Annotated in this window: 18 protein-coding genes and 1 tRNA gene; 13 read left to right on the forward strand and 6 right to left on the reverse strand. The window is 47.3% G+C overall.

From position 1 onward, the window contains the following. The first annotated feature begins 100 nt into the window (after positions 1-100). Positions 101-295: a hypothetical protein gene (locus J7K79_RS01430; protein ID WP_296904345.1), complete on the forward strand. Its 195-nt coding sequence runs from the start codon at positions 101-103 to the stop codon at positions 293-295. Between the two features lie 18 nt (positions 296-313). Here the strand turns inward: J7K79_RS01430 and J7K79_RS01435 are convergent, their stop codons facing one another. Genes J7K79_RS01435 through ftsY form a run of 4 tightly spaced genes read right to left on the reverse strand, consistent with a single transcriptional unit; the run spans position 314 to position 3900 of the window. After that, positions 314-721, reverse strand: coding sequence for an RrF2 family transcriptional regulator (locus J7K79_RS01435; protein ID WP_296904389.1), 408 nt, complete (start codon positions 719-721; stop codon positions 314-316). 10 nt (positions 722-731) lie between these two features. After that, positions 732-2390: a 3D domain-containing protein gene (locus J7K79_RS01440; protein ID WP_296904347.1), complete on the reverse strand. Its 1659-nt coding sequence runs from the start codon at positions 2388-2390 to the stop codon at positions 732-734. Then, the gene (locus J7K79_RS01445) at positions 2366-3019 is read right to left on the reverse strand and encodes a DUF2225 domain-containing protein (RefSeq protein ID WP_296904349.1); all 654 of its coding nucleotides are present in this window, start codon (positions 3017-3019) and stop codon (positions 2366-2368) included. The genes J7K79_RS01440 and J7K79_RS01445 overlap by 25 nt, the downstream gene beginning before the upstream one ends. Further along, a complete protein-coding gene (ftsY, locus tag J7K79_RS01450; protein WP_296904351.1) occupies positions 3016-3900 on the reverse strand; it encodes a signal recognition particle-docking protein FtsY in 885 nt (294 codons plus the stop codon). The genes J7K79_RS01445 and ftsY overlap by 4 nt, the downstream gene beginning before the upstream one ends. A gap of 116 nt (positions 3901-4016) precedes the next feature. On the opposite strand from ftsY, the gene J7K79_RS01455 reads away from it, so the two are divergent. The 7 genes from J7K79_RS01455 (at position 4017) to J7K79_RS01485 (ending at position 15133) form a co-directional block, all read left to right on the forward strand. Further along, the gene (locus tag J7K79_RS01455) at positions 4017-5399 is read left to right on the forward strand and encodes a DegQ family serine endoprotease (protein WP_296904353.1); all 1383 of its coding nucleotides are present in this window, start codon (positions 4017-4019) and stop codon (positions 5397-5399) included. Positions 5400-5580: 181 nt separating this feature from the next. Then, positions 5581-6837, forward strand: a complete 1257-nt coding sequence (locus tag J7K79_RS01460) for a transposase (protein ID WP_296904356.1) — start codon at positions 5581-5583, stop codon at positions 6835-6837. A gap of 19 nt (positions 6838-6856) precedes the next feature. Beyond that, entirely contained in the window at positions 6857-8008 is a 1152-nt protein-coding gene (locus J7K79_RS01465) for a DegT/DnrJ/EryC1/StrS aminotransferase family protein (RefSeq protein WP_296904358.1), read from the forward strand. Beyond that, positions 8001-9437, forward strand: a complete 1437-nt coding sequence (gene lnt / locus J7K79_RS01470; protein ID WP_296904360.1) for an apolipoprotein N-acyltransferase — start codon at positions 8001-8003, stop codon at positions 9435-9437. The genes J7K79_RS01465 and lnt overlap by 8 nt, the downstream gene beginning before the upstream one ends. A 10-nt stretch (positions 9438-9447) precedes the next feature. Then, positions 9448-10455 (forward strand): tRNA preQ1(34) S-adenosylmethionine ribosyltransferase-isomerase QueA, encoded by a 1008-nt coding sequence (gene queA / locus J7K79_RS01475; RefSeq protein WP_296904391.1) that lies wholly within the window; start codon positions 9448-9450, stop codon positions 10453-10455. An 81-nt stretch (positions 10456-10536) separates the two neighbouring features. Further along, entirely contained in the window at positions 10537-11034 is a 498-nt protein-coding gene (gene ruvC / locus J7K79_RS01480; RefSeq protein WP_296904362.1) for a crossover junction endodeoxyribonuclease RuvC, read from the forward strand. Beyond that, positions 11021-15133, forward strand: a complete 4113-nt coding sequence (locus J7K79_RS01485) for a PolC-type DNA polymerase III (RefSeq protein ID WP_296904364.1) — start codon at positions 11021-11023, stop codon at positions 15131-15133. The genes ruvC and J7K79_RS01485 overlap by 14 nt, the downstream gene beginning before the upstream one ends. On the opposite strand, the gene J7K79_RS01490 is transcribed toward J7K79_RS01485, so the two are convergent. Next, a complete protein-coding gene (locus J7K79_RS01490) occupies positions 15130-15669 on the reverse strand; it encodes a GNAT family N-acetyltransferase (protein WP_296904366.1) in 540 nt (179 codons plus the stop codon). The two genes, J7K79_RS01485 and J7K79_RS01490, sit on opposite strands and share 4 nt — an antisense overlap. Then, the gene (proC, locus tag J7K79_RS01495; RefSeq protein WP_296904369.1) at positions 15670-16437 is read right to left on the reverse strand and encodes a pyrroline-5-carboxylate reductase; all 768 of its coding nucleotides are present in this window, start codon (positions 16435-16437) and stop codon (positions 15670-15672) included. A gap of 107 nt (positions 16438-16544) precedes the next feature. On the opposite strand from proC, the gene J7K79_RS01500 reads away from it, so the two are divergent. From J7K79_RS01500 to J7K79_RS01520, 5 genes are all read left to right on the forward strand, one after another. Continuing rightward, positions 16545-16620, forward strand: a tRNA-Thr gene (locus J7K79_RS01500). A 61-nt stretch (positions 16621-16681) separates the two neighbouring features. After that, positions 16682-17950: a tRNA lysidine(34) synthetase TilS gene (gene tilS, locus J7K79_RS01505; protein WP_296904371.1), complete on the forward strand. Its 1269-nt coding sequence runs from the start codon at positions 16682-16684 to the stop codon at positions 17948-17950. Then, the gene (gene ftsH / locus J7K79_RS01510) at positions 17937-19769 is read left to right on the forward strand and encodes an ATP-dependent zinc metalloprotease FtsH (protein WP_296904373.1); all 1833 of its coding nucleotides are present in this window, start codon (positions 17937-17939) and stop codon (positions 19767-19769) included. The genes tilS and ftsH overlap by 14 nt, the downstream gene beginning before the upstream one ends. After that, the gene (locus tag J7K79_RS01515; protein ID WP_296904375.1) at positions 19769-20191 is read left to right on the forward strand and encodes a thioesterase family protein; all 423 of its coding nucleotides are present in this window, start codon (positions 19769-19771) and stop codon (positions 20189-20191) included. The genes ftsH and J7K79_RS01515 overlap by 1 nt, the downstream gene beginning before the upstream one ends. After that, positions 20151-21457 (forward strand): radical SAM protein (locus J7K79_RS01520; protein WP_296904377.1); only part of this gene is annotated, 1307 nt, incomplete at its 3' end. The genes J7K79_RS01515 and J7K79_RS01520, both read left to right, overlap by 41 nt.

Consider the following 21457-nt stretch of genomic DNA (forward strand, 5'->3'; position numbering starts at 1 on the left):
TTTGTGTTGAGGTGTGAATGTTCGCGTGTTCAGGTTAAAATAAAATGGAGAGTATCTGCACTCGATGGGGCAACTTCCGATCTGCAGGGAGGTGTAGATGATGGAGAATCCTACGATTGAGCAGCTTGTGAAGAGGTATGTGGAAATCAGAAACCTCATGAAGGAACTCAGGGCAGAGAAGAGAGAAATCGAAGAAGTTCTGAGGGAGTACGCAAAAAGAACCGGCATCAAAGAGTTCGAAGCGGAAGGAAAGAAGGTCTTTTTTGAAGAAAAACTCAGTTTGAAGGTAAAATGAGCCCGCATAAGGCGGGCTTCACATCTGTTTCAACTTCTCTTCCTGTTCTTTCACGAGATCTTCCAGAGTGACACTACCGAGCACTCTCTCTATTTCATTTTCCACTCTCTTCCACAGCGATCTGATGACACAATTCAACTCGTCCGGGCAACCCGGCATATCGAAGAACACTTTGGCTTTCCTGTCCAGGAGGAAGATGATATCGGACACTCTTATCTCCTTTGGAGGGCGTGCAAGCATGTACCCGCCGCTTTTACCCCTTTTTGTCTTCACCATTCCTGCCCTTCTCAGAATGTAAAGAATCTTTTCAGCAAATTCCCGGGGAACGGATTCCCTTGTCCTGTTCAAAATCTCCGTCACGGAAAGGTAACGGCCGTACTCTTTTGCCAGCACAATCATAAGTCTCAGGGCGTACTCACTTTTCATTGTGAACACGTCAATCCCTCCAGACGAAAACCCTCGACGTGATCTTCCGGTTGTGAAGAGCTTCCCTTATACTGTCGAGATAGACGTCGATCTTTTTTCCCTTTATCACCCCCCCTATGTCCTCCACGACGAAGATTCCCCCGCTCGGTGTGTTTCTGAGTTCGGGAATGTAAAGGACAGACCCCAGTGGGAATATTGTCGTATCGGCTGCCACCGTTCTCCATTCCTCTGGTATTTTCCCGGATTTTGTGAGCCTGAAGGCAGGATGCTCTGGAAGTTTTCCATCTTCCCACTCTGTGTAGAAGCTGATCTCGAATTCTCCCATGTTCGAAAAGAACAAAAACATGGGATCTTTCGGCTCACCTTCCACGTAGAGCTCAAATTCTACGTTGCTGCCCCCGTATCCGATTGTGTCTCCTGCACTCACCCAGTCACCGACGTTGACTGTCACCATGGAGAGATTCCTGTACACGGTCTCCACGTCGTTCCCGTGGTACACAACGACCGTTCCATTCTTCACGCTCTTTACTCTTCCCGGTAGCGCGGCTTTTACTTTCTGACCAGAGCTTTCCAGCACAACTCCCGAAGAGAACGAACCGTCCGATTTCAATCCAAAGCCAGCGACCACGATCTTCGGATCTGGTTTCTCACCCACCGGAAAACTCGCCCTCAAATTCGTTACAGGGACCTTTATGATCTGTCCTGCTATGAGTTTCCTGGGATCCTCTATCCCGTTGAGTTTCATGATCTTCTCCACTCCGTCAGGTCCCAGGTTGAAGGCATCGCTGATCTTTGCGAGGGTGTCTCCCCGTTCCACTCTGATGAAGACGTACCCTTCTTCGATTCCAAGAATTCGAGCTATCTCGTAACTTCTGACCAGTCTTCTGAACTCGTCCAGATATCTCTTCAGCTGCTGGGTGTATATCTCTGGATTCATATCCACAAGCTGGGGGGTATTTCTCATCTCCCGTACTATCTGCTCCAGATTCTTTTGGCCACTTTCCAGCTGTGAGACTTTCTTTTCTATCTGCTCGATGCGATTTTTGATTTCGTCACTTGTGGTGTACACGATCGTTGCTTTGGTTTCGCTTTGTGACAGCACGCGCAGAGCCACTTTCGAGAGAAGCTTTTCCGAGCTTTCCAACCTTTTCTCTATCTCGTCCACACGTGAAGAGCCCCTCTCCAGTGAAGAAACTCTCTCTTCCAGATCAAGAAGGATGTGCTTGAGATCTTCCGAGGGCGTTGAAGAATTTCCAAGGGTGGCTATGTCCATCTTCCTCTCGAGTTCTGAGACCTTCGTTTTCAGATCTTCCAATTCAGACAGCAGGGAGGCTGCCTCTTCTATGGTGGGGAGCTTCATGGAAATTGTGTAGTAGCTACTTTTGAGTTCATCCACTCCGGTGCGAAACTCTTCCTGCAGAGAAGAGAGATCTTCCTTCAGGTACTCCATCTCTCTCTTCAACAACTCTATTTCCTTTTGGGAGGAATCCTGAGTTTTGATTCTAGCTTCAAGATCGTCGATCTTTTTCTCCAGAAGATCCATGTGGGCGTTGATCTGTCTGATCTGCTCCTCCATTCTGTTCAGTTTTTCCTTCCATTCAGAGGGCACACACGCTCCAAGAAGTATCAGTATCAGAAGGAAAATCATGACCTTCTTAAGTCTTGCCATCTTTCTCTCCCCACTTTCGCGTACACAGATTCCCTGTGCTTCCTGAGGAGAACCTCGTACCATCTTGCGGCTTCCTTCCTGTTGCCAAGGAGTTGATTCAGCACCCCCAGGTAAAAGAGTATCATGGGCTCGTCTGACTCTTCGTAGTGGTCGTATTTGAAGTGATTTTCAAACTCTCTTAAGGCTCGCTCAAGGTAGTGCTTTTCGTCCTCAGGCCTTCCTATTTCTCTGAAAAGCCAGGCGATTTTGAGATAGGAGAGTGCCACCTTCTTTCTTTGATTCAGAACAGAGTACACAATCCCACTCAGGGCATACCGTTTTATCGCTTCTGTATGCGTTTCCTCGTCCTTCAATTTGACCTTCTTTTTGGCTTCTTCAAGCAGCTTTTTAAGTCTCCTCTCCGTTTCTTCACCTTTTACTCTGATAGATTCGAAATCTTTGCCGAACGCGGAAAAGTAACAATTCGGACACGTCACCACTTCATACAGAAACGGATTCACAGTTTCGAAGTTCGGCTTCAGATCGATATCTCTTGACTTGATTCTTACTGCGTCGAAAAAGACCATCTTTTTCTTGAACCTGTTCCCGCAGAGAGGGCACGTAAACTCCTTTTCCCAGAACGTCCTCATTCGGAGAGAAGCACCTCCACGAATGTGTGTGGGTCGAACGGTTTCAAGTCGTCTTCTTTTTCACCGACCCCCACAAATTTTATAGGAATTCTCAGCTCTTTCGCTATAGCAAGGGCAATTCCACCCTTTGCAGTGCCATCAAGTTTGGTGAGGATGATTCCCGTGACATTCACCGCATCTTTGAACACTTTCGCCTGGACCAGTCCGTTTTGACCCGTAGTGGCGTCGATCACGAGGAGAGTTTCATGAGGTGCATCAGGTACCTTTTTTCTCACTACCCTGTGTATCTTCTTCAACTCCTCCATGAGATTTTTCTTTGTGTGAAGCCTTCCGGCGGTGTCTATTATCACCACGTCTTTGTTTCTGGCAAGAGCATGGGAGACGGCATCAAAGGCAACCGCGGCCGGATCCGAGCCTTCAGAGTGAGCTATCACCGTGGCACTGACGCGCTCTCCCCAGAGTTTGAGCTGTTCTATGGCAGCAGCCCTGAAGGTATCGGCCGCCGCCAGCACAACGCTCTTTTTCTGATCGGAAAAGATCTTGGCGAGCTTTGCACAGGAGGTGGTCTTCCCTGTTCCGTTCACACCGACCACGGTTATCACGAAGGGGGGCTTGTTCGGTTCGTTCACGCTGGTATCGAAGCTCAGGATCTCAAGGAGCGTTTCTCTCAAAGCTTCTAAGGCGTCTCCATCCTTTTCCTCGAGCCTTTCCAGGATGTACTCCGTTGTTTCGATGCCAACGTCTGCCTGAATGAGAAGTTCTTCGAGTTCTTCGCGGGTTTCATCGTTCAGTTTCTTTCCTTTGAGAAGGTTCACCACCTTTCCAAAGAACGTATCCTTCGTTTTCTGAAGGCCCCTTTTCAGGAAGTCAAAGAGTCTCATCTTTTCTACCTCCCGGTTTTTTTCCATCAGTATTAAGCATACCACACGTTTTTGAACCGCCCGGAGAAGACGTGTGTCTAAGAAACCGGAAACCTCACCGAAGGAGGGATGAAAAAATGAAGAGATTGCTTGTAATCATCGCATCGATAGTCCTTCTCTCCAGTGTTTTTCCGTACGTCAATCCCGATTACGAAAGTCCTATCGTGAAAGTTGTGGAAGCGTGTGCACCGGCTGTTGTGAAGATAGATGTAACGAAAACGGTGAGAACATCTTTCTTCGATCCCTATTTTGAAGACTTCTTCAAGAAGTGGTTTGGAGAACTCCCTCCAGGTTTTGAAAGACAGGTTTCCAGCATCGGTTCGGGGTTCATTTTCAACTCGGAAGGCTACGTTCTCACCAATTACCACGTGGTTGGAAGTGCTGACAACATCACTGTGACTCTCCTGGATGGAAGCAAATACGACGCGGAATACATAGGTGGCGATGAAGAACTGGATATAGCAGTTATAAAGATCAGGGCTTCAAACAGAGAGTTCCCGTATCTGGAGTTCGGTGATTCCGACAAGGTGAAGATCGGTGAGTGGGCAATAGCGATAGGAAATCCCCTTGGATTCCAGCACACGGTGACTGTGGGTGTGGTCAGCGCCACGAACAGAAAGATACCAAAACCCGATGGAAGCGGGTATTACGTGGGACTCATCCAGACAGACGCTGCGATAAATCCTGGAAACAGCGGAGGCCCTCTCTTGAACATCCACGGTGAAGTAATTGGAATAAACACCGCCATAGTCAATCCCCAGGAAGCTGTGAACCTTGGGTTTGCCATACCCATAAACATGGTGAAGAAGTTTCTCAACACCATACTCACTCAGAAAAAAGTTGAGAAGGCCTACCTTGGTGTAACTGTCATGACCCTCACGGAAGAAACGGCAAAAGCGCTCGGCCTCAAATCCACGAGCGGAGCTCTCATAACGAGTTTGCAGAAGGGATCGCCTGCTGAAAAGGCTGGCCTCAAAGAAGGAGACGTGATCCTCAAGGTCGATGACCAGGATGTGAGGAGTCACGAAGAGCTGGTTTCCATCATACACACTTACAAACCAGGAGACACCGCCGTTCTCACCATAGAGAGAAAGGGAAAGATCATGAAGGTTCAGGTAACGTTTGGTGCTTCTTCTGAAGCAGAAAAGACAACAGCAACAGGTGAAGAGACGATAGGCATTCTCGGTATCACGGTGGCCAACATTACACCGGCAGACAGAGAAACCTACTCGATCCCGGAGGAGGTCCATGGAGTCATAGTAAGGGAAAGCGGTGGAAGGTTTGGTATCCGGAAAGGAGACATTATCGTTGCGGTGTACATAAACGGAAGAAAGTATGATATAAATTCAGTGGAAGATCTCAAGAAAGCTGCCTCGAAAATAAAGAGGGGCGACTACGTTGCTTTGTACATCTACAGGAATGGTGCGAGGGTGTTCGTGAGCTTCATCTATCAGAGATAGAGAAACCTCCCCTCAATGTCAATAAAGCCCCCTGCGGTGGTTCCCCCTCCACTGGAGGGGGATTTTTTTGATATCACAGGAAACTCGAGCCGTGGAGCTCCACATCCTTCAGGGTGTTGGGAGGAAACGGCTCAGTTCACTTCTTTTTTTGTTAATATATGACTGAGGAGGCCACAAACCTGTGAAAGTAACCCTCTCCTGCAAGTTTAAATTGGAACTCTTGAAGGAGCAAAAACAATCATTGCTCAATCTAGCAAAGGCTTACACTCAAGCCATCAATTTTGTGCTAGCAAATAATCTCAAAGACAAAACAACTAATCTCAGAAAACTGCATAACCTGTACTACAAAACAACTCAAAGCGAATTCAATTTGCCTTCGCAATTTGCCATTAACGTCGAACGAGAAGCTATTGCCATTTATCAAACGCTCTGGACACAGCTTAAGGGGCTAAAACGAAGAAAACCAGATTCGAAAGCCGTGAAGAAATTCTGGAACAAGCCGCCACAACGCAAAGCCCTGACTGTCAGGTACACACGAAACCGCACCGCCTCATTCAAACTGATAGATAACAACTGGTATGTTTCTCTCAGCACACCAGAAGGACGTATCAAGTGGATTCGAATGTACGGCTGGAACAGACACTATGAGCATCTGAAACAGGGAAAGATCGGAGATCCCATATTGAGCTACGACAAATCGTCCAAAACATTCTTTTTAATAGTTCCTGTGACCATTGAGGTTGAAGAGCACAAACCACAGGAGATCGTCGTGGACATCGGAGAGCGGCACATCGTCGCGGTTGCGCCCACAAAGGGCGACAGGTATCTTGTCGATCTTTCTGAAGAGTTCAAACGAAGAAAACAACACTATCAGCATCTGCGCTCTGAGCTGATGTCAAAAGGCACTCGTTCTGCTAAGCGAAAGTTATCTAAGCTTAGCAGACGAGAGAAACGGTTCACTGAAAATGTCCTGCACATCGTGGTAAAACAGCTTATCGAAAGACACCCCCATACCAGGTTCGTCTTAGAGGATCTGACCAAGATTTGGTCAAACCGCATCACCTATCGTGGCAAAGACAAAGAGGCAAGACGTCAGGCAGAGCCGTGGCCTTTTGCCAGTCTTCAGCAAAAGATTGAGTACAAATCGATGCTGTATTCTGGAGAGGATGCAGAGAAAGTCGATCCAGCATACACATCTCAAACCTGTCCGGTATGTGGTCATGTATCAAAAGAGAATCGTCCTAACCATGGTGAAGCGTTTGTATGTCAAAACTGTGGTTATGAAGAGCACGCTGACATAGTTGGAGCAATCAACATAGCCTTGAGGATATCTGCCAAAGACCATTCTGAACACCTCAGAGAGCTGCTTGTCAGCCAGCCTGTTGCTCCCTCTTTTGAGGTCGAGCAAGCTTTCCTACTTCAGAGGGAGAGTAGCTGACAGAAGCGAGGTGGGAGCGATGATACCACTTTCCAGACCGGATATAACAGAAGAAGATATAGAAAGAGTCGTGGAGGTCCTGAAAAGTGGCAGGTTGAGTCTGGGAAATTACACCAGGCAATTTGGCGAAGTCGTGGCTCGATATGTAGGAGCAAAATACGGGTGGCCCGTCAGTAGTGGAACCGCTGCCCTCCATCTCATACTGGAGAGCCTGAACGTTGGTGAGGGAGATCTTGTTCTTGTACCCTCTTTCACCTTCATAGCTTCCGTGAACGTCATTCTCATGAAAAGGGCAATTCCCGTCTTTGTGGATGTGGACAGAAAGACTTTGAACGTCTCTCCCGAGACACTTGAAGACGCCATCGGAAGGTGTCTGAAAGGATTCAAACAAGGAGATGTTTATATAAAGGGTGTCCCTCAATTCTTTATGGCAGTGGATGTGTTTGGCCATCCTCTCGACTGGGACGGAGTGCTGGAAATCTGCCACAGATACGGAATCATCGTGATGGAAGACTCATGTGAGGCACTCGGCTCAGAATACAAAGGAAAAAAGATAGGAACTTTCGGTATGGCAGGGGCTTTCGCTTTCTATCCGAACAAACAGATCACCACCGGTGAAGGCGGTGTCGTTGTGACGGACAGCGAGCAAATCTTTTCCCTTGTAAAGAGCATGAGCAATCAAGGAAGGGGAGAAGATGAAAAATGGCTGCATCACGTGAGATTTGGCTACAATTACAGGATCGATGAAATGTCCGCAGCGCTGGGTTGCTCGCAAATGAAGAGAATCGACGAGATATTGGAGAAACGTTCAGAGGCGGCGAACAGATACTCGAGGATGTTGAAAGGCACCTCATGGGTTCAAATTCCAGCTGTCGAGGACTACGTGACCAGGATGAGCTGGTTCGTTTACGTGATCAGGTTGGACGGTCCCAACAGAGATCGTGTCATGAAATACATGGAAAAGAGGGGTGTACAGGTGAGAAATTACTTCCATCCCGTTCATCTTCAACCCTTTTACGAGAAGACGTTTGGAAAAATGAAAGGTCTTTTGCCTGTAACGGAAGAAGAGTCTGGAAAGACACTCGCTCTTCCTTTCTTCACGAGGATATCTCCCGACGAACAAAAATGTGTGGTGGAAACCCTCAGGGAGGCGGTGGAGAAAGTTGGCTAGCTTTCTCCTCAGTGTTCTGTCGGGCATTCTTACTTCTCTGTCGATGCCCGGGTTCCTATCCGGAGCTTTGATCTGGTTTTCCATGGTACCTCTTTTCTTCGCTATGGAGCGGGGGGGAATCTGGAAAAAAGCGTTCCTTTCCTTTTTTTACTTCTTCACACATGTTCTGATCACTTTCTTTTGGGTTCTTCCAACCCTGACGGAAAATCTTCCCCTTGTTTTTGGAAGGTACCCGTCGTGGCTTGGTGTTGTGGTGTTTTTCTTGATGGGCGTCATAGAAGCTGCTCCGTTTTTCGGTTTCGGGTTCTTTTCTCACTTTGCACCACGTGGAACTTTCTTGAGACCGCTATATCTTGCATCCATCTACACGATCTTTGAATACATTCGCGGGATCGGTGAACTGGGGTTCACGGGGGGGAGGATCTCCGATGCTCTGTTCAGGCACCTTGGTCTTATCCAGGTTATCTCCATCACGGGGACGTTGGGGCTTGTTTTTCTGATAGTCTTTCTGAACGCCCTTTTCTACGAGCTGTTAAAGAGAAGAAAAACATCCGTCATTTTCACGGTGATCACTTTCCTGTACATTTTTAACGCCACGATAGTGCATCTTCTTCCGCTTCCGGAGAGCGGAACGTTCGAAATAGTGGCTCTTCAACCCAGCATTTCCCCTTCTTTGAAATACTCCACATCAAGCAGGGAAATGCTGAAGCTTCTTGAAGAGATGTTGAAAGGAAGAGAAGGTCAGGTTGTGATTACCCCCGAGGCGTTCTTCCTGGAAGACGTCAGATACTCGCCCGTTTCGAGCAACTTGAGAGAGATTTCGAAGAAAAACACGATCATCATTGGTTTTCCAGCCGGTGAAAAAAACAGTGTTTTCTTACTGGAGAACGGAACGTTCAAAAGAGTGTACTCGAAGGTGAAACTCTTTCCGTTCGTGGAGACGCTCCCGTATCCGAAAGTCTTTGGAATTTTCAGCTTTTTGAGAGGACTTTCCTATTATGAACCTGGTGAAGAATTTTCTGTCTTCAGCGTAAATGGGAGTCCCACGTTTTCCATCGGGATCTGTTTTGAGAGTTATTTTCCGGAGGTGTCACGCAAATTTGTAAAGAACGGCAGCGAGTTCCTTGTGACCGTAACGAACGACGGCTGGTTTCATTACAGGGTGGCACTGTTGAACCACTTTGTTCAGGGAGTCTTCAGGGCTGTCGAAACGAGAAGACAATTCCTTCAAGTTGCAAACACGGGCATTACTGGATTGATAGATGAGTACGGTAGAATCCTCAGAGTGCTTCCGATGGAAAAAAAGTCTCTGGGACTCTTTCGTGTAAAGCCGAGGAAAGAAGAGACTTTCTACGTGAGATTCGGAGATTGGTTCTTCTACCTCTCGATTCTCCTTGGAGGACTCACCTGGATACTGGCAAAGCTGTGAGGTGATGATTGTGAAGGTCTCGGAGTTCGACTACGAACTTCCATCGGAGCTCATCGCACAGGAGCCGGCAGAACCACGTGACTCCTCACGCCTCATGGTTCTTTACAGAGAAACGAAAAGGATAGTGCACCGGATATTCCGTGAAATAGTGGAATATCTGGAGCCTGGTGACCTTCTTGTTCTGAATGTTTCAAGGGTGATTCCTGCGCGCCTCTACGCGAGAAAGAAAACAGGTGCGCGCATAGAAATACTCCTTCTTGATCGACTGAAAGAAGGTGTCTGGCGATGTCTTGTGAAGCCCGGCCAGAAAGTGAAAAAAGGAACCGAATTGCTGGTGGACGAGGAACTATCAGCAACCTGTCTTGAAAGAGGCGAAGATGGAACAAGAATCCTGGAGTTTCAACCAAAAAACGACAGATTCATTCTCGAAAAAGGAAAACCCCCGCTTCCCCCCTACATAAAGAAGGAAGTTCCACTGGACAGATATCAAACTGTCTACGCGAGAGAAGATGGATCCGTTGCGGCACCGACCGCTGGCCTTCACTTCACACAGGAGTTGATTGAAAGGCTGAAAGAAAAGGGAGTTGAGTTTGCAGAGGTTGTTCTTCACGTTGGAATAGGAACCTTCAGACCTGTGAAGGTAGAAGAAGTGGAAAAACACAGAATGCACGAAGAATACTACCGGGTGCCAAAAGAAACCGTCAAGAAGATTAGGGAAACGAAGAAAAGAGGGAAAAAAGTTGTGGCGGTTGGAACCACGACCGTGAGGACTCTGGAGACGATAGCTCGACTTCCTGAGCAGGAGGAATACGCAGGAAAGACGGATCTTTTCATATACCCACCTTTCGAATTCAGGATGGTCGATGCACTGATCACGAACTTTCATCTTCCTCGCTCAACCCTTCTCATGCTGGTTGCGGCGTTCGCTGGAAAAGACTTCATCATGGAAGCCTACAGGGAAGCGGTGAGAAAGAGATACAGATTCTTCTCTTTCGGCGATGCGATGCTGATTTTGTAGCGATTTGGAAAACACGACTTTCTCTTAAACGGAAGGTATAAAAACCGAAAATATGTGAGCAGTATAATGGAGGTTAGGCGGTTGAGAATCCTCGGTGTTGATCCCGGATATGGAATAGTCGGAATAGGTGTCATCGAGATCTCTGGAAACAGAATATCCCATGTCTTTCATGGGGTGATAGAAACTTCCAAAGATCTTCCCCGTGGGAAGAGATTGAAGCAAATATACGAAGAGTTTGTAAGGATCCTGGACACGTTCTCTCCCGATGAGTGTGCTTTGGAAAAGCTGTTCTTCGTCAAAAACGTTACCACGGCTATAGGTGTTGGAGAAGCGCGTGGGGTGATTTTCCTCGCTCTGGAGGAAAAGAACGTTCCCGTCTTCGAGTACGCCCCGAATGAGGTGAAAATTTCTCTGACGGGGTATGGAAAAGCGAGCAAAAAGCAGATCCAGGAGAACGTAAAGCGCTTTCTTGGACTTTCAAAACTTCCCCAACCCGATGATGCTGCAGATGCCCTTGCCATTGCATGGTGTCACGCCCTTCAGAGCAGAATGAGGAGGGTAACACATGGGAAAGATTGAAAACCTGCGATGGAAAAACATCTCTTTGAAGAGCCTGGAGATTGATCCTGACTCCGGCGTTGTGACCATATCCGTTGAAAACTACTCCGACGAAATAGAAGAGCTCGCTCGGTCTCTGGAAAGAGAAACGAAATTTCGAGTTGTTGTGAACGGACGCCATCGCGGCACGACCTGGGATCTGAAGGAAAAAATCCTTTCCATCCTGAATGGGAATGTTCCCTACATAAAGGATGTTGCCTTTGAGGGAAACAGACTCATATTGAAAGTTCTGGGTGACTTTGCCCGCGAAAGAATTGCTGCAAAACTCAGAAGCATGAAGAAGGGCTTGGATGAGATTCTCCCCACTGGCACACAGATCATGCTGGAAGTCGTTGAACCGTCCGAGGACTTTTTGAAGAAAAATCCCTTACAGACAGAGTCAGCGAAAAATGAGAAGGAACCAGAAGGCGAGGAAGTGAAGGTCGAAAGCAAAAACCATGTGTTCGGGCAGAAACCAAGAAAGATCGTCTTCACTCCTTCGAAAGTGTTTGAGTACAACAAAAAGACCTCTATAAAGGGAAAGGTCTTCAAGATGGAGAAGGTGGACGGCAGAAAAACGGTTCTTCTACTCTACCTCACAGACGGAGAGGACTCTCTTATCTGTAAAGCTTTCAGTGGCATTGAAGAGATAGAAAAGAACGTAGCAATAGGTGATGTCGTCGTCGCAACAGGAGATCTGTTCCAGGAAAACGGAGAGCCCGTTCTCTACGTGAGGGGGTTGACGAAACTCCCTGAAGAGAAAAGAATGGACAACGCTCCTGTGAAGAGGGTGGAACTGCACGCCCACACCAAGTTCAGTGATCTCGATGCAATAATGGATGTTGAAGAGTACATCAATCGTGCAAAGGAATGGGGCTTTCCAGCTGTAGCAATCACAGACCATGGAAACGTTCAGGCGATCCCTTATTTCTACGACGCTGCAAAGAAAGTCGGGATAAAACCCATATTTGGAATAGAGGCCTACCTTGTGAGCGATGTGGAACCTATTTTGAGGAACTTCTCTGGTAGTGCAACATTTGAAGATGTTACCTTCGTCGTTCTCGACTTCGAGACAACCGGTCTTGATCTTCAGGTGGACGAGATCGTCGAGATAGGAGCGGTGAAGATAAAAGAAGGGCGGATCGTCGATGAGTACCATACACTCATAAAACCTTCCAAAGCCCTTTCCGGAAAGAGTTCTGAGATCACGGGTATCACTCAGGAGATGCTTGAAGGAGAAAGAAGCATTGAAGAGATCCTACCAGAGTTTCTTGAGTTCCTAGAGGATTCCATCCTCGTTGCCCACAACGCGAACTTCGACTACAGGTTTTTGAGGCTCTGGATCAAAAAGGTGCTCAAGAAAGATTGGGAAAAACCTTACGTTGACACCCTTGCCCTCGCTAAATCCCTTCTGAGGTTGAAGAGTTACTCTCTTGATTCTGTTGTGAAAAAGCTTGGCCTTGGTCCATTTCGCCATCACAGGGCACTGGACGACGCGAGAGTCACTGCCCAGGTGTTTCTCAGATTCGTGGAGATGATGAAAAAGATCGGTATTACAGAGCTATCTGATATGGAGAAACTGAAAGGTTCTGTGGATTTCACTGCGCAAAAACCCTATCACTGTACGATACTCGTTCAGAACAAAACAGGGCTGAGAAATCTCTACAAACTGGTCTCCGATTCCTACACGAAGTACTTCCACAGCGTTCCAAGAATTCTGAAGAGCGAGTTGATCGAAAAACGAGAAGGATTGATCGTGGGGAGTGCCTGTGTATCTGGAGAACTCGCGCGTGCAGCACTTGAAGGAGCCAGTGATTCCGAGCTCGAAGAAATAGCAAAATTCTACGATTACATAGAGATCATGCCTCTGGACGTTATAGAGGAGGACGAGGAAGATGTTGACAGAGAAAGACTCAAGGAGGTCTACAGGAAACTCCATAGAATCGCCAGAAGGCTGAACAAACCGGTCGTTATGACGGGAGACGTTCACTTTCTGGATCCCGAGGATGCGAAAGGACGTTCTGCACTCCTTGCTCCCCAGAACAGAAACTTCGGAAAACAACCTGCCCTCTATCTCAGAACAACAGACGAGATGTTCGAAAAAGCGATGGAAATATTCGAAGACGAAGAAATAGCAAGAGAAGTGGTTATAGAAAATCCCAACAAGATAGCTGAGATGATAGAAGAGATCCAGCCTCTTGAGAAGCAACTTCATCCACCCGTCATAGAGAATGCCGACGAGATCGTGAGGAATCTCACCATGGAAAGGGCTCATAAACTCTATGGGAACCCGCTTCCTGACATTGTCAAAAAGAGAATAGAGAGGGAGCTCGACGCGATAATAAACCATGGTTACGCCGTTCTGTATCTCATAGCAAAAGAACTCGTTCAGAAATCCTTGAGCGATGGTTACGTTGTTGGATCGAGAGGTTCAGTTGGTTCTTCGCTGGTTGCCCATCTTCTTGGGATCACCGAGGTGAACCCGCTTCCTCCTCATTACCGATGCCCCAAGTGTAAGTACTTTGAGATAGTGGAAAACGACAGGTATGGGGCGGGTTATGACCTTCCAAGCAAGAACTGTCCAAGGTGTGGAACCTCTTTGAAGAAAGACGGACACGATATACCGTTCGAGACGTTCATGGGCTTTGAGGGAGACAAAGTGCCCGACATAGACCTGAATTTCTCCGGAGAATATCAGGAGCGGGCACATCAATTCGTCGAAGAGCTCTTCGGTAAGGACCACGTGTACAGAGCCGGGACGATAAACACCATAGCAGAAAAAAGTGCCGTGGGCTATGTGAAAAGCTACGAAGAAAAGACAGGAAAAAAACTGAGAAGGGCAGAAATGGAAAGACTTGTTTCCATGATCACGGGGGTGAAAAGGACAACCGGGCAACATCCAGGGGGCCTCATGATCATACCGAAAGACAGAGAGGTTTACGACTTCACCCCGATACAGTACCCTGCGAACGACAAAGAAGCGGGCGTGTTCACCACACATTTCGCCTATGAAACGATTCACGATGATCTTGTGAAGATCGATGCACTCGGTCACGATGATCCGACCTTCATCAAGATGCTTCGAGATCTCACTGGAATTGATCCCATGACTGTTCCTATGGATGACCCGGATACACTCGCCATATTCAGTTCGGTGAAACCACTCGGTGTGGATCCAACGGAGCTGGGAAGTGATGTGGGGACGTACGGCATCCCCGAGTTCGGTACAGAGTTCGTAAGAGGGATGCTCGTTGAAACAAGACCAAAAAGCTTTGCAGAACTCGTGAGAATCTCAGGGCTTTCTCACGGAACAGACGTGTGGTTGAACAATGCAAGAGACTGGATAAACCTGGGCTATGCCAGGCTCTCTGAGGTCATATCGTGTAGGGATGACATTATGAACTTCCTTATCCACAGGGGAATGGAACCATCGCTGGCTTTCAGGATCATGGAGAGCGTGAGGAAAGGAAAAGGTATCACGGAGGAGATGGAGAAAGAAATGAGGAAATTGAGGGCACCGGAATGGTTCATAGAGTCGTGCAAGAAAATAAAGTATCTCTTCCCGAAAGCGCATGCGGTTGCTTACGTCAGCATGGCCTTCAGGATCGCTTACTTTAAGGTCCACTACCCGCTCCAGTTCTACGCGGCGTACTTCACGATAAAAGGTGACCAGTTCGATCCTACCCTCATACTGAAAGGGAAAGAGGCCATAAAGAGGCGCCTCAGAGAACTGAAGATGATGACCGGAAAGGATGCTCAGAAGAAAAACGAAGAGAGTGTGCTTGAAGTTGCTCTGGAAATGATTTTGAGGGGCTTTTCGTTCCTTCCACCGGATATATTCAAGTCGGATGCGAAGCAGTTTCTGATAGAGGGAAGTGCGTTGAGAATACCATTCAACAAACTCCCTGGATTGGGAAACAGCGTGGCTGAATCAATCGTCAGAGCACGTGAGGAAAAGCCGTTCACATCGATAGAAGATCTTGTACGTAGAACGAAAGTGAACAAGAACCACGTTGAGTTGATGAAGAGTCTTGGCGTTCTAAGAGACCTTCCAGAAACTGAACAATTCACTCTCTTTTAATCGAAAAAGAGCGCCATGATGAGTGTGTCATCGTAAGAGCCGTCGTCTCTTTGGACGGCTTTTCTTTTCACACCTTCGATCTTGAACCCAAGTTTCTCGTAAAAACTTATCGCCCTTTCGTTGGATCTCAAAACTTCCAGCTGGATCCTTTTGAAACCATTCCTTTTTGCCCATTCGATCGCACTCGATATCATCGCTGTTCCTATACCAAGACCCCAGTACCTTCTTTTAACACTTATTCCAAATTCTCCAACGTGCCTTGTTCTTTTTCTACCAAATCCCGTGAAGGTCAGAACAGAAACGATCTCTTTGTCGATCACTCCTACAAGCATGAGTTTTCTTGGATCGTCTCTGTACATCTTTATGTAGCTCCTTTCAGTAGAAACGTCGTACACTTCATCTGGCCTCGTTATGAGAAAGTCCGTTTCAGAAGTGACCTCTTTCATGTATTCAACGATCTTTCTTGCATCCCACACACTCGCCTCACGTATGGTGAGGACAGACCCATCTTTGAGCAAGACTTTTTTGGGAAACACTCATCTTCCCTCCAATTCCAGAGCTCTTCTGTACGATATCAGGAGAGATTCGATTATTCCCCCTCTCACACCAGACCTTTCCATCGCGACGATTCCTTCAATAGTTGTGCCCGCCGGTGAAGAGACTCTGTGCTTCCACACAGCCGGATGTTCTTCTGTTTCAAACAAAAGCTTTGCAGAGCCCTCAAAGAGTTTGCAGACGAGTTTTTTAGCCACTTCGAAAGAAAGCCCCATCTTTACAGCTGCATCAAGAAAGGATTCCATCATTATAAAGACAAAAGCTGGGCCACTTCCTGTGAGAGCGGTTATTGCAGGGAAGTGTTCCTCTTCTATTTCAACAACGAGACCCAGGTTTTCAAGGAGTGATTTCACGCTTTCCCTTTCCTCAGAATGAACTTTTTCGCTGAAGCTCACAGCAAGAATACCTTCTTCCACTCTCACACCGACGTTTGGCATAACGCGAGCAACCTTTTGAATGTCGTGCTCTTCGATTTTCGATATCTTCAGCCCTGCAACTATAGATATCAGAACACCGGTGTATCCTTTCAGGTGATCCAAGATATCAGAGGCATCCTGTGGCTTTACAGCAAGTACAATATAATCAGAAAATTTTGCTGCTTCAACATCAGCCGTTTCGAACGGCTTTCTTTTGAAACGTTCGAGCTTCTCTGGAACTTTTTCAACAAGAAGTACTTTTTCCGCCTTCTCAGACAGTTTTTCTGCGAAGATGGAACCCATGTTTCCAACGCCGATGATGGATATTTTCATATTTTCCCCTCCAGCCCTGATTTGTGAATATTATACAATTGTTCTCTTGTTACTTGCCCTGGCCTTGAAATTCTTCCACCTGCTGGTAAAATAGAACGTAGAGGGAGGCCAGCGTAGCTCAATCGGCAGAGCGGCGCATTCGTAATGCGCAGGTTGTGGGTTCGAGTCCCACCGCTGGCTCCATTGTTTTTTGTTAGAAGTCAAAGGGGTGTGAAACATTTCCGAAGAATTCGAGGAAAGGTTCTTGTATTTCGTAAGGGAGAACCGATTGATCAAAGAGGGTGATCGAGTTCTTGTTGCTGTCTCCGGTGGAATAGATTCCATGACCCTCCTTTACATCCTGAAGAAACTCTCCCCCCTTCTGAAGATCGAAACGATAGCCGCCCACCTGGATCACAGAATAAGAGACAGTTCGGAAAGGGACAGAAAATTCGTGGAGGACATCTGTCATCGGTGGAACGTTTCTGTGGAAACAGCCGTCGTAGACGTTCCTGCCCTGTGGAAAGGCTCTGGAAAAACCCTGGAAGAAGTGGCAAGAGAGGTGAGGTACGATTTCCTTGAGAAAGCTGCAGAAAAGGTCGGAGCAACGAAAATCGCTCTTGCACACCATAAAAATGACCTCTTAGAAACTGTGCTCCACAGGCTAATAAGAGGGACAGGTCCTTTAGGAATCGCTTGTATTCCAGTAAGGAGAGGAAGATTCATAAGGCCCTTTCTCGTGTTCAAAAGAATCGAGATAGAAGAGTACGCTCGAAAACAAAAGATCCCGTTCGTAGTGGATGAAACGAACTACGACATCAGATACACCAGAAACTTCATAAGGCACAAAGTTGTTCCTCTTCTCAAAAAACTGAACCCAAATGTGGAAGATGCCGTCTACAGATTGGTTTCGATCAGTTTCATGTTGAGAGATTTTGTTGAGGAGACTGTCCAGGATTTTGTGAAAGAAAAAGTCCATTTTTACAAAGATTTTGCCGTCTTCGAAGAACCGGAGAACCCGTTTTTATTCCTCGAAGTCACAAGGTGGGTGCTAAAAACCCTCTACGGAAGGACACCAGACTACGAGAAGTTGATGGGATCGTTGAGATCAAAAAGAGTTGAGTTTTGGAAGGATGTGTTCGTGGAGAGATCGTTCGGATACGGGGCAGTGGGGAATACTCTCTTCAAAAAGGAATACAGGCTGGAAGTGAGAAATGGCACTTTCGACATTGAAGGGTTTAAAATAAAGGTGGACCTCCACAGAAGTAAACGTGTGCTTTGGTTTAGAAACAGAAGAAGAGGTGATAGAATAATAATCAATGGCTCTGAAGAAAAACTGAAGGACATTTTCATCGAAAAAAGAATTCCGACGTTTTATAGGGACAGAGTTCCACTGCTTGTTGATGAAAAAGATAGGGTTCTCTGGATACCTGGGATTGCTATTTCAGACCAATTTCCACCGGAAGTGAGTGTGGAGCTTTTAGAATTCCCGATCGGTTATGTGAAAGGAGGTACGAGTTTTGAACAGGTCTAGTATCTGGAATCTATTGTTCACGATTCTCATAATAGTCTCTCTATTCTGGCTTGCGAGGTTCTTCTACATTGAAAGCTCTCCCGTTTCCAAGCTGAGTTACACGAGTTTCATACAAATGGTGGAAGATGACAGAAGTTTGGTTTCTGAGGTGGTCATCAGAGACAACGGCGTGTTGAAAGTCTACACCAAAGACGGAAGAGTATACGAAGTTGACGCTCCGTGGGTGGTGAACGATTCTCAGTTCATTGAAAAACTCGTCTCAAAAGGAATAAAAGTTTCGGGTGAAAGAAGCGGCAGCAGCTCTTTCTGGATAAACGTCCTGGGAACCCTCATACCAACGATACTCTTCATAGTCGTCTGGTTGTTCGTAATGAGGAGTCTTTCCGGTAGAAACAGTCAGGCTTTCACGTTCACAAAGAGCAAGGCAACGATGTACAAACCCTCTGGGAGCAAGAGGGTTACTTTCAAGGATGTGGGAGGAGCAGACGAGGCGATAGAAGAGCTGAAAGAAGTGGTGGAATTCTTGAAGGACCCCTCGAGGTTCAACAAGATCGGAGCCAGAATGCCCAAGGGAATCCTACTCGTTGGACCTCCAGGTACTGGTAAAACGCTCCTTGCGAGAGCTGTTGCAGGTGAGGCGAACGTTCCGTTCTTCCACATCAGTGGTTCTGACTTTGTGGAGCTCTTTGTCGGAGTTGGAGCGGCGAGGGTAAGGGATCTCTTTGCACAGGCGAAGGCTCATGCTCCCTGTATTGTCTTCATCGACGAAATAGACGCGGTTGGAAGACACAGGGGAGCTGGTCTTGGAGGAGGTCACGACGAAAGAGAGCAAACGTTGAACCAGTTACTTGTGGAGATGGATGGTTTCGATTCCAAAGAAGGCATAATAGTTATGGCGGCAACGAACAGACCGGATATACTGGACCCGGCCCTTCTGAGGCCTGGAAGGTTCGACAAGAAAGTGGTAGTGGATCCACCAGACATGCTCGGGAGAAAGAAAATCCTGGAGATCCACACGAGGAACAAGCCCCTTTCCGAAGATGTCGACCTGGAGATCCTTGCAAAGAGAACCCCCGGTTTTGTGGGTGCTGATCTGGAAAATCTCGTCAACGAAGCAGCGCTCCTTGCAGCGAGGGAAGGAAGAGACAGGATCACGATGAAGGATTTCGAAGAGGCGATAGACAGGGTGATAGCAGGCCCTGCCAGAAAATCGCGACTCATCAGCCCCAAAGAAAAGCGTATCATTGCTTATCATGAAGCGGGACACGCTGTGGTGTCGACTGTCGTGCCCAACGGAGAGCTTGTTCACAGGATCTCGATAATCCCAAGAGGATACAAGGCTCTCGGATACACTCTTCACCTTCCAGAAGAAGACAAGTACCTTGTCACGAGGAACGAACTTCTGGACAAACTCACCGCTCTGCTCGGGGGAAGGGCAGCAGAAGAAGTGGTTTTCGGGGATGTGACGAGCGGGGCTGCCAACGATATAGAGAGGGCAACCGAAATTGCCAGAAACATGGTATGTCAACTCGGCATGAGCGAAGAGCTCGGCCCCCTCGCGTGGGGCAAGGAAGAGCAGGAAGTCTTCCTTGGAAAAGAGATCACACGTCTCAGAAACTACAGTGAAGAAGTAGCAAGCAAAATCGATGAGGAAGTGAAAAAGATCGTGACGAACTGCTATGAGCGTGCAAAAGAGATCATAAGAAAATACAGAAAGCAACTCGACAACATTGTAGAAATTCTTCTGGAAAAGGAGACCATCGAGGGAGAAGAACTCAGGAAGATCCTTTCCGAGGAGTTCGAAAAGGTGGTGGAATAATGGGATTTGACTTTCTTGAGGGAAAGAGACTCACGGAAGATGTGGCCCTCGATGAAACAATGGCCTGGAACGAGGACGTAATGATGCTCGATCTTCACCTTGTCTCCACCTCCGCGCTCATGGGGATAGTACACAAGGTGTCCTACGATCTATTGAGCAGGTATCTCCCCGACGATTACACGGCTGTTGTGGTGGAAAGCTGTGTGAGGCATGTAAAAGCTATTCCCACGGGAACAAGGGTGGCTGTCGGAGTGAGGGTGATCGGGGTTACAGGAAACCGGGTGAAGTTCAGGGGAATCGTGATGAGTGGAGATGAGAAAGTTCTGGAGGCAGAGTTTATCAGAGTGATCGTTTCCAGAAATTATTTGCGGAGGGTAGCACTTGAGAAAGCCGAGAAGACCCCAGGATTTTTTGGAATATGAGAAGGTCCTGGGTTTCAGAAGGAAGGAAGAACAAATTGAAAATCTGAAACTTGAGGGCGACATTCGTGTCGCCCTCATTGTTCCCAACGATTATAAAATCGCAGTCTCGGGACTCGCTTTCCATTACGTTCAAAAGCTTCTCAGCCGGCACCCCCGCATCAGGTGTGAAAGGTTCTTCTACGACGAGTCGTTCGAGAAGTTTTACTCCCTGGACTCTCAAACTCCCCTGGACGAGTTTCCTATCTGGCTCTTCTCTGTGAGCTTTGAGAACGACTTTTTGAACCTTCTCGATGTTCTCAAGAGAAAAGGGATTCCCCTTCTCTGGAAGGACAGAGAAGAGCACCATCCACTCGTTGTGGTGGGCGGTGCTGTGACCTATTTGAACACTGAGTTTCTTCTTCCCGTTGCTGATGCCGTCTACTACGGTGAGCTGGAAAAATACCTGGAGAAGTTCGTGGAAGCCCTCACCAGAGAGAGAAAAGAGGATATTCTGAAACTACTTGTCGAAATACCTTCGGTGAACGTACCTTCTCTGGGCAAAGAACACTCGGAGATAGCAACCTGTGTGAACATAAACGAGTTTCTTCCTCATACACCCGTTGTCCCAAATGCCGGTGTCTTCCCCGGGAAACTGCTGGTGGAGCTGGGAAGGGGTTGTATAAGAAGGTGCGCCTTCTGTATATTTGGAAAAAGCTTGAAACCCGCCCGATTTGTAAGGCCAGACAGGTTTGAAAGCCTGGTGAGGAAAATTCCGTGGAAAGAGTACGGGCTCATAAGTGCCACCATAACTGATTATCCCTGGCTCGACGAACTTCTCGATGTCGTTGAAAGGTACCGCTTGAAAATCTCGGTTTCCTCCCTGAGACTCGATCGTCTTTCCGATAGACTCTTGAAAGTGTTGAAAGAATCGGGTCAGAGGTCCTTCACAATAGCCCCGGAGGCCGGCTCTCAGAGAATCAGAGATATATTGAAGAAAGACATAACAGACGAGCAGATCGAGATTGCTCTGAAGATGGCAAGAAATATCGGTTTTGATAGAATAAAGATGTACTTCATATACGGTCTGGAGGAAGAAACAGAGGAGGACCTCAAGGCTTTCAGAAAGATAGGAGACCTTGCTCTTCAGATGGGATACAGGGAGATCCACATGAGTTTCAACCCCCTCATTCCAAAACCAGGAACGGATTTTGAGAAGAGAAAGATGGAACCTGTTGGTGTTTTGAGAAAAAAAGAGAAGTTTCTGAAAGAGTTTCTCAGGGGTTTCAG

The organism is Thermotoga sp. (assembly GCF_021162145.1).
Classification (GTDB): Bacteria; Thermotogota; Thermotogae; order Thermotogales; family Thermotogaceae; genus Thermotoga.

What these genes read in the sequence shown, in the direction of transcription:
- J7K79_RS01485 (WP_296904364.1), top strand. Translation starts at nt 11,021, where the DNA reads ATGGGAAAGATTGAAAACCTGCGATGGAAAAACATCTCTTTGAAGAGC.
- ftsY (WP_296904351.1), bottom strand. Translation starts at nt 3,900, where the DNA reads ATGAGACTCTTTGACTTCCTGAAAAGGGGCCTTCAGAAAACGAAGGAT.
- J7K79_RS01430 (WP_296904345.1), top strand. Translation starts at nt 101, where the DNA reads ATGGAGAATCCTACGATTGAGCAGCTTGTGAAGAGGTATGTGGAAATC.
- J7K79_RS01445 (WP_296904349.1), bottom strand. Translation starts at nt 3,019, where the DNA reads ATGAGGACGTTCTGGGAAAAGGAGTTTACGTGCCCTCTCTGCGGGAAC.
- proC (WP_296904369.1), bottom strand. Translation starts at nt 16,437, where the DNA reads ATGAAAATATCCATCATCGGCGTTGGAAACATGGGTTCCATCTTCGCA.
- J7K79_RS01515 (WP_296904375.1), top strand. Translation starts at nt 19,769, where the DNA reads ATGGGATTTGACTTTCTTGAGGGAAAGAGACTCACGGAAGATGTGGCC.
- J7K79_RS01440 (WP_296904347.1), bottom strand. Translation starts at nt 2,390, where the DNA reads ATGGCAAGACTTAAGAAGGTCATGATTTTCCTTCTGATACTGATACTT.
- J7K79_RS01435 (WP_296904389.1), bottom strand. Translation starts at nt 721, where the DNA reads ATGAAAAGTGAGTACGCCCTGAGACTTATGATTGTGCTGGCAAAAGAG.
- J7K79_RS01465 (WP_296904358.1), top strand. Translation starts at nt 6,857, where the DNA reads ATGATACCACTTTCCAGACCGGATATAACAGAAGAAGATATAGAAAGA.
- J7K79_RS01455 (WP_296904353.1), top strand. Translation starts at nt 4,017, where the DNA reads ATGAAGAGATTGCTTGTAATCATCGCATCGATAGTCCTTCTCTCCAGT.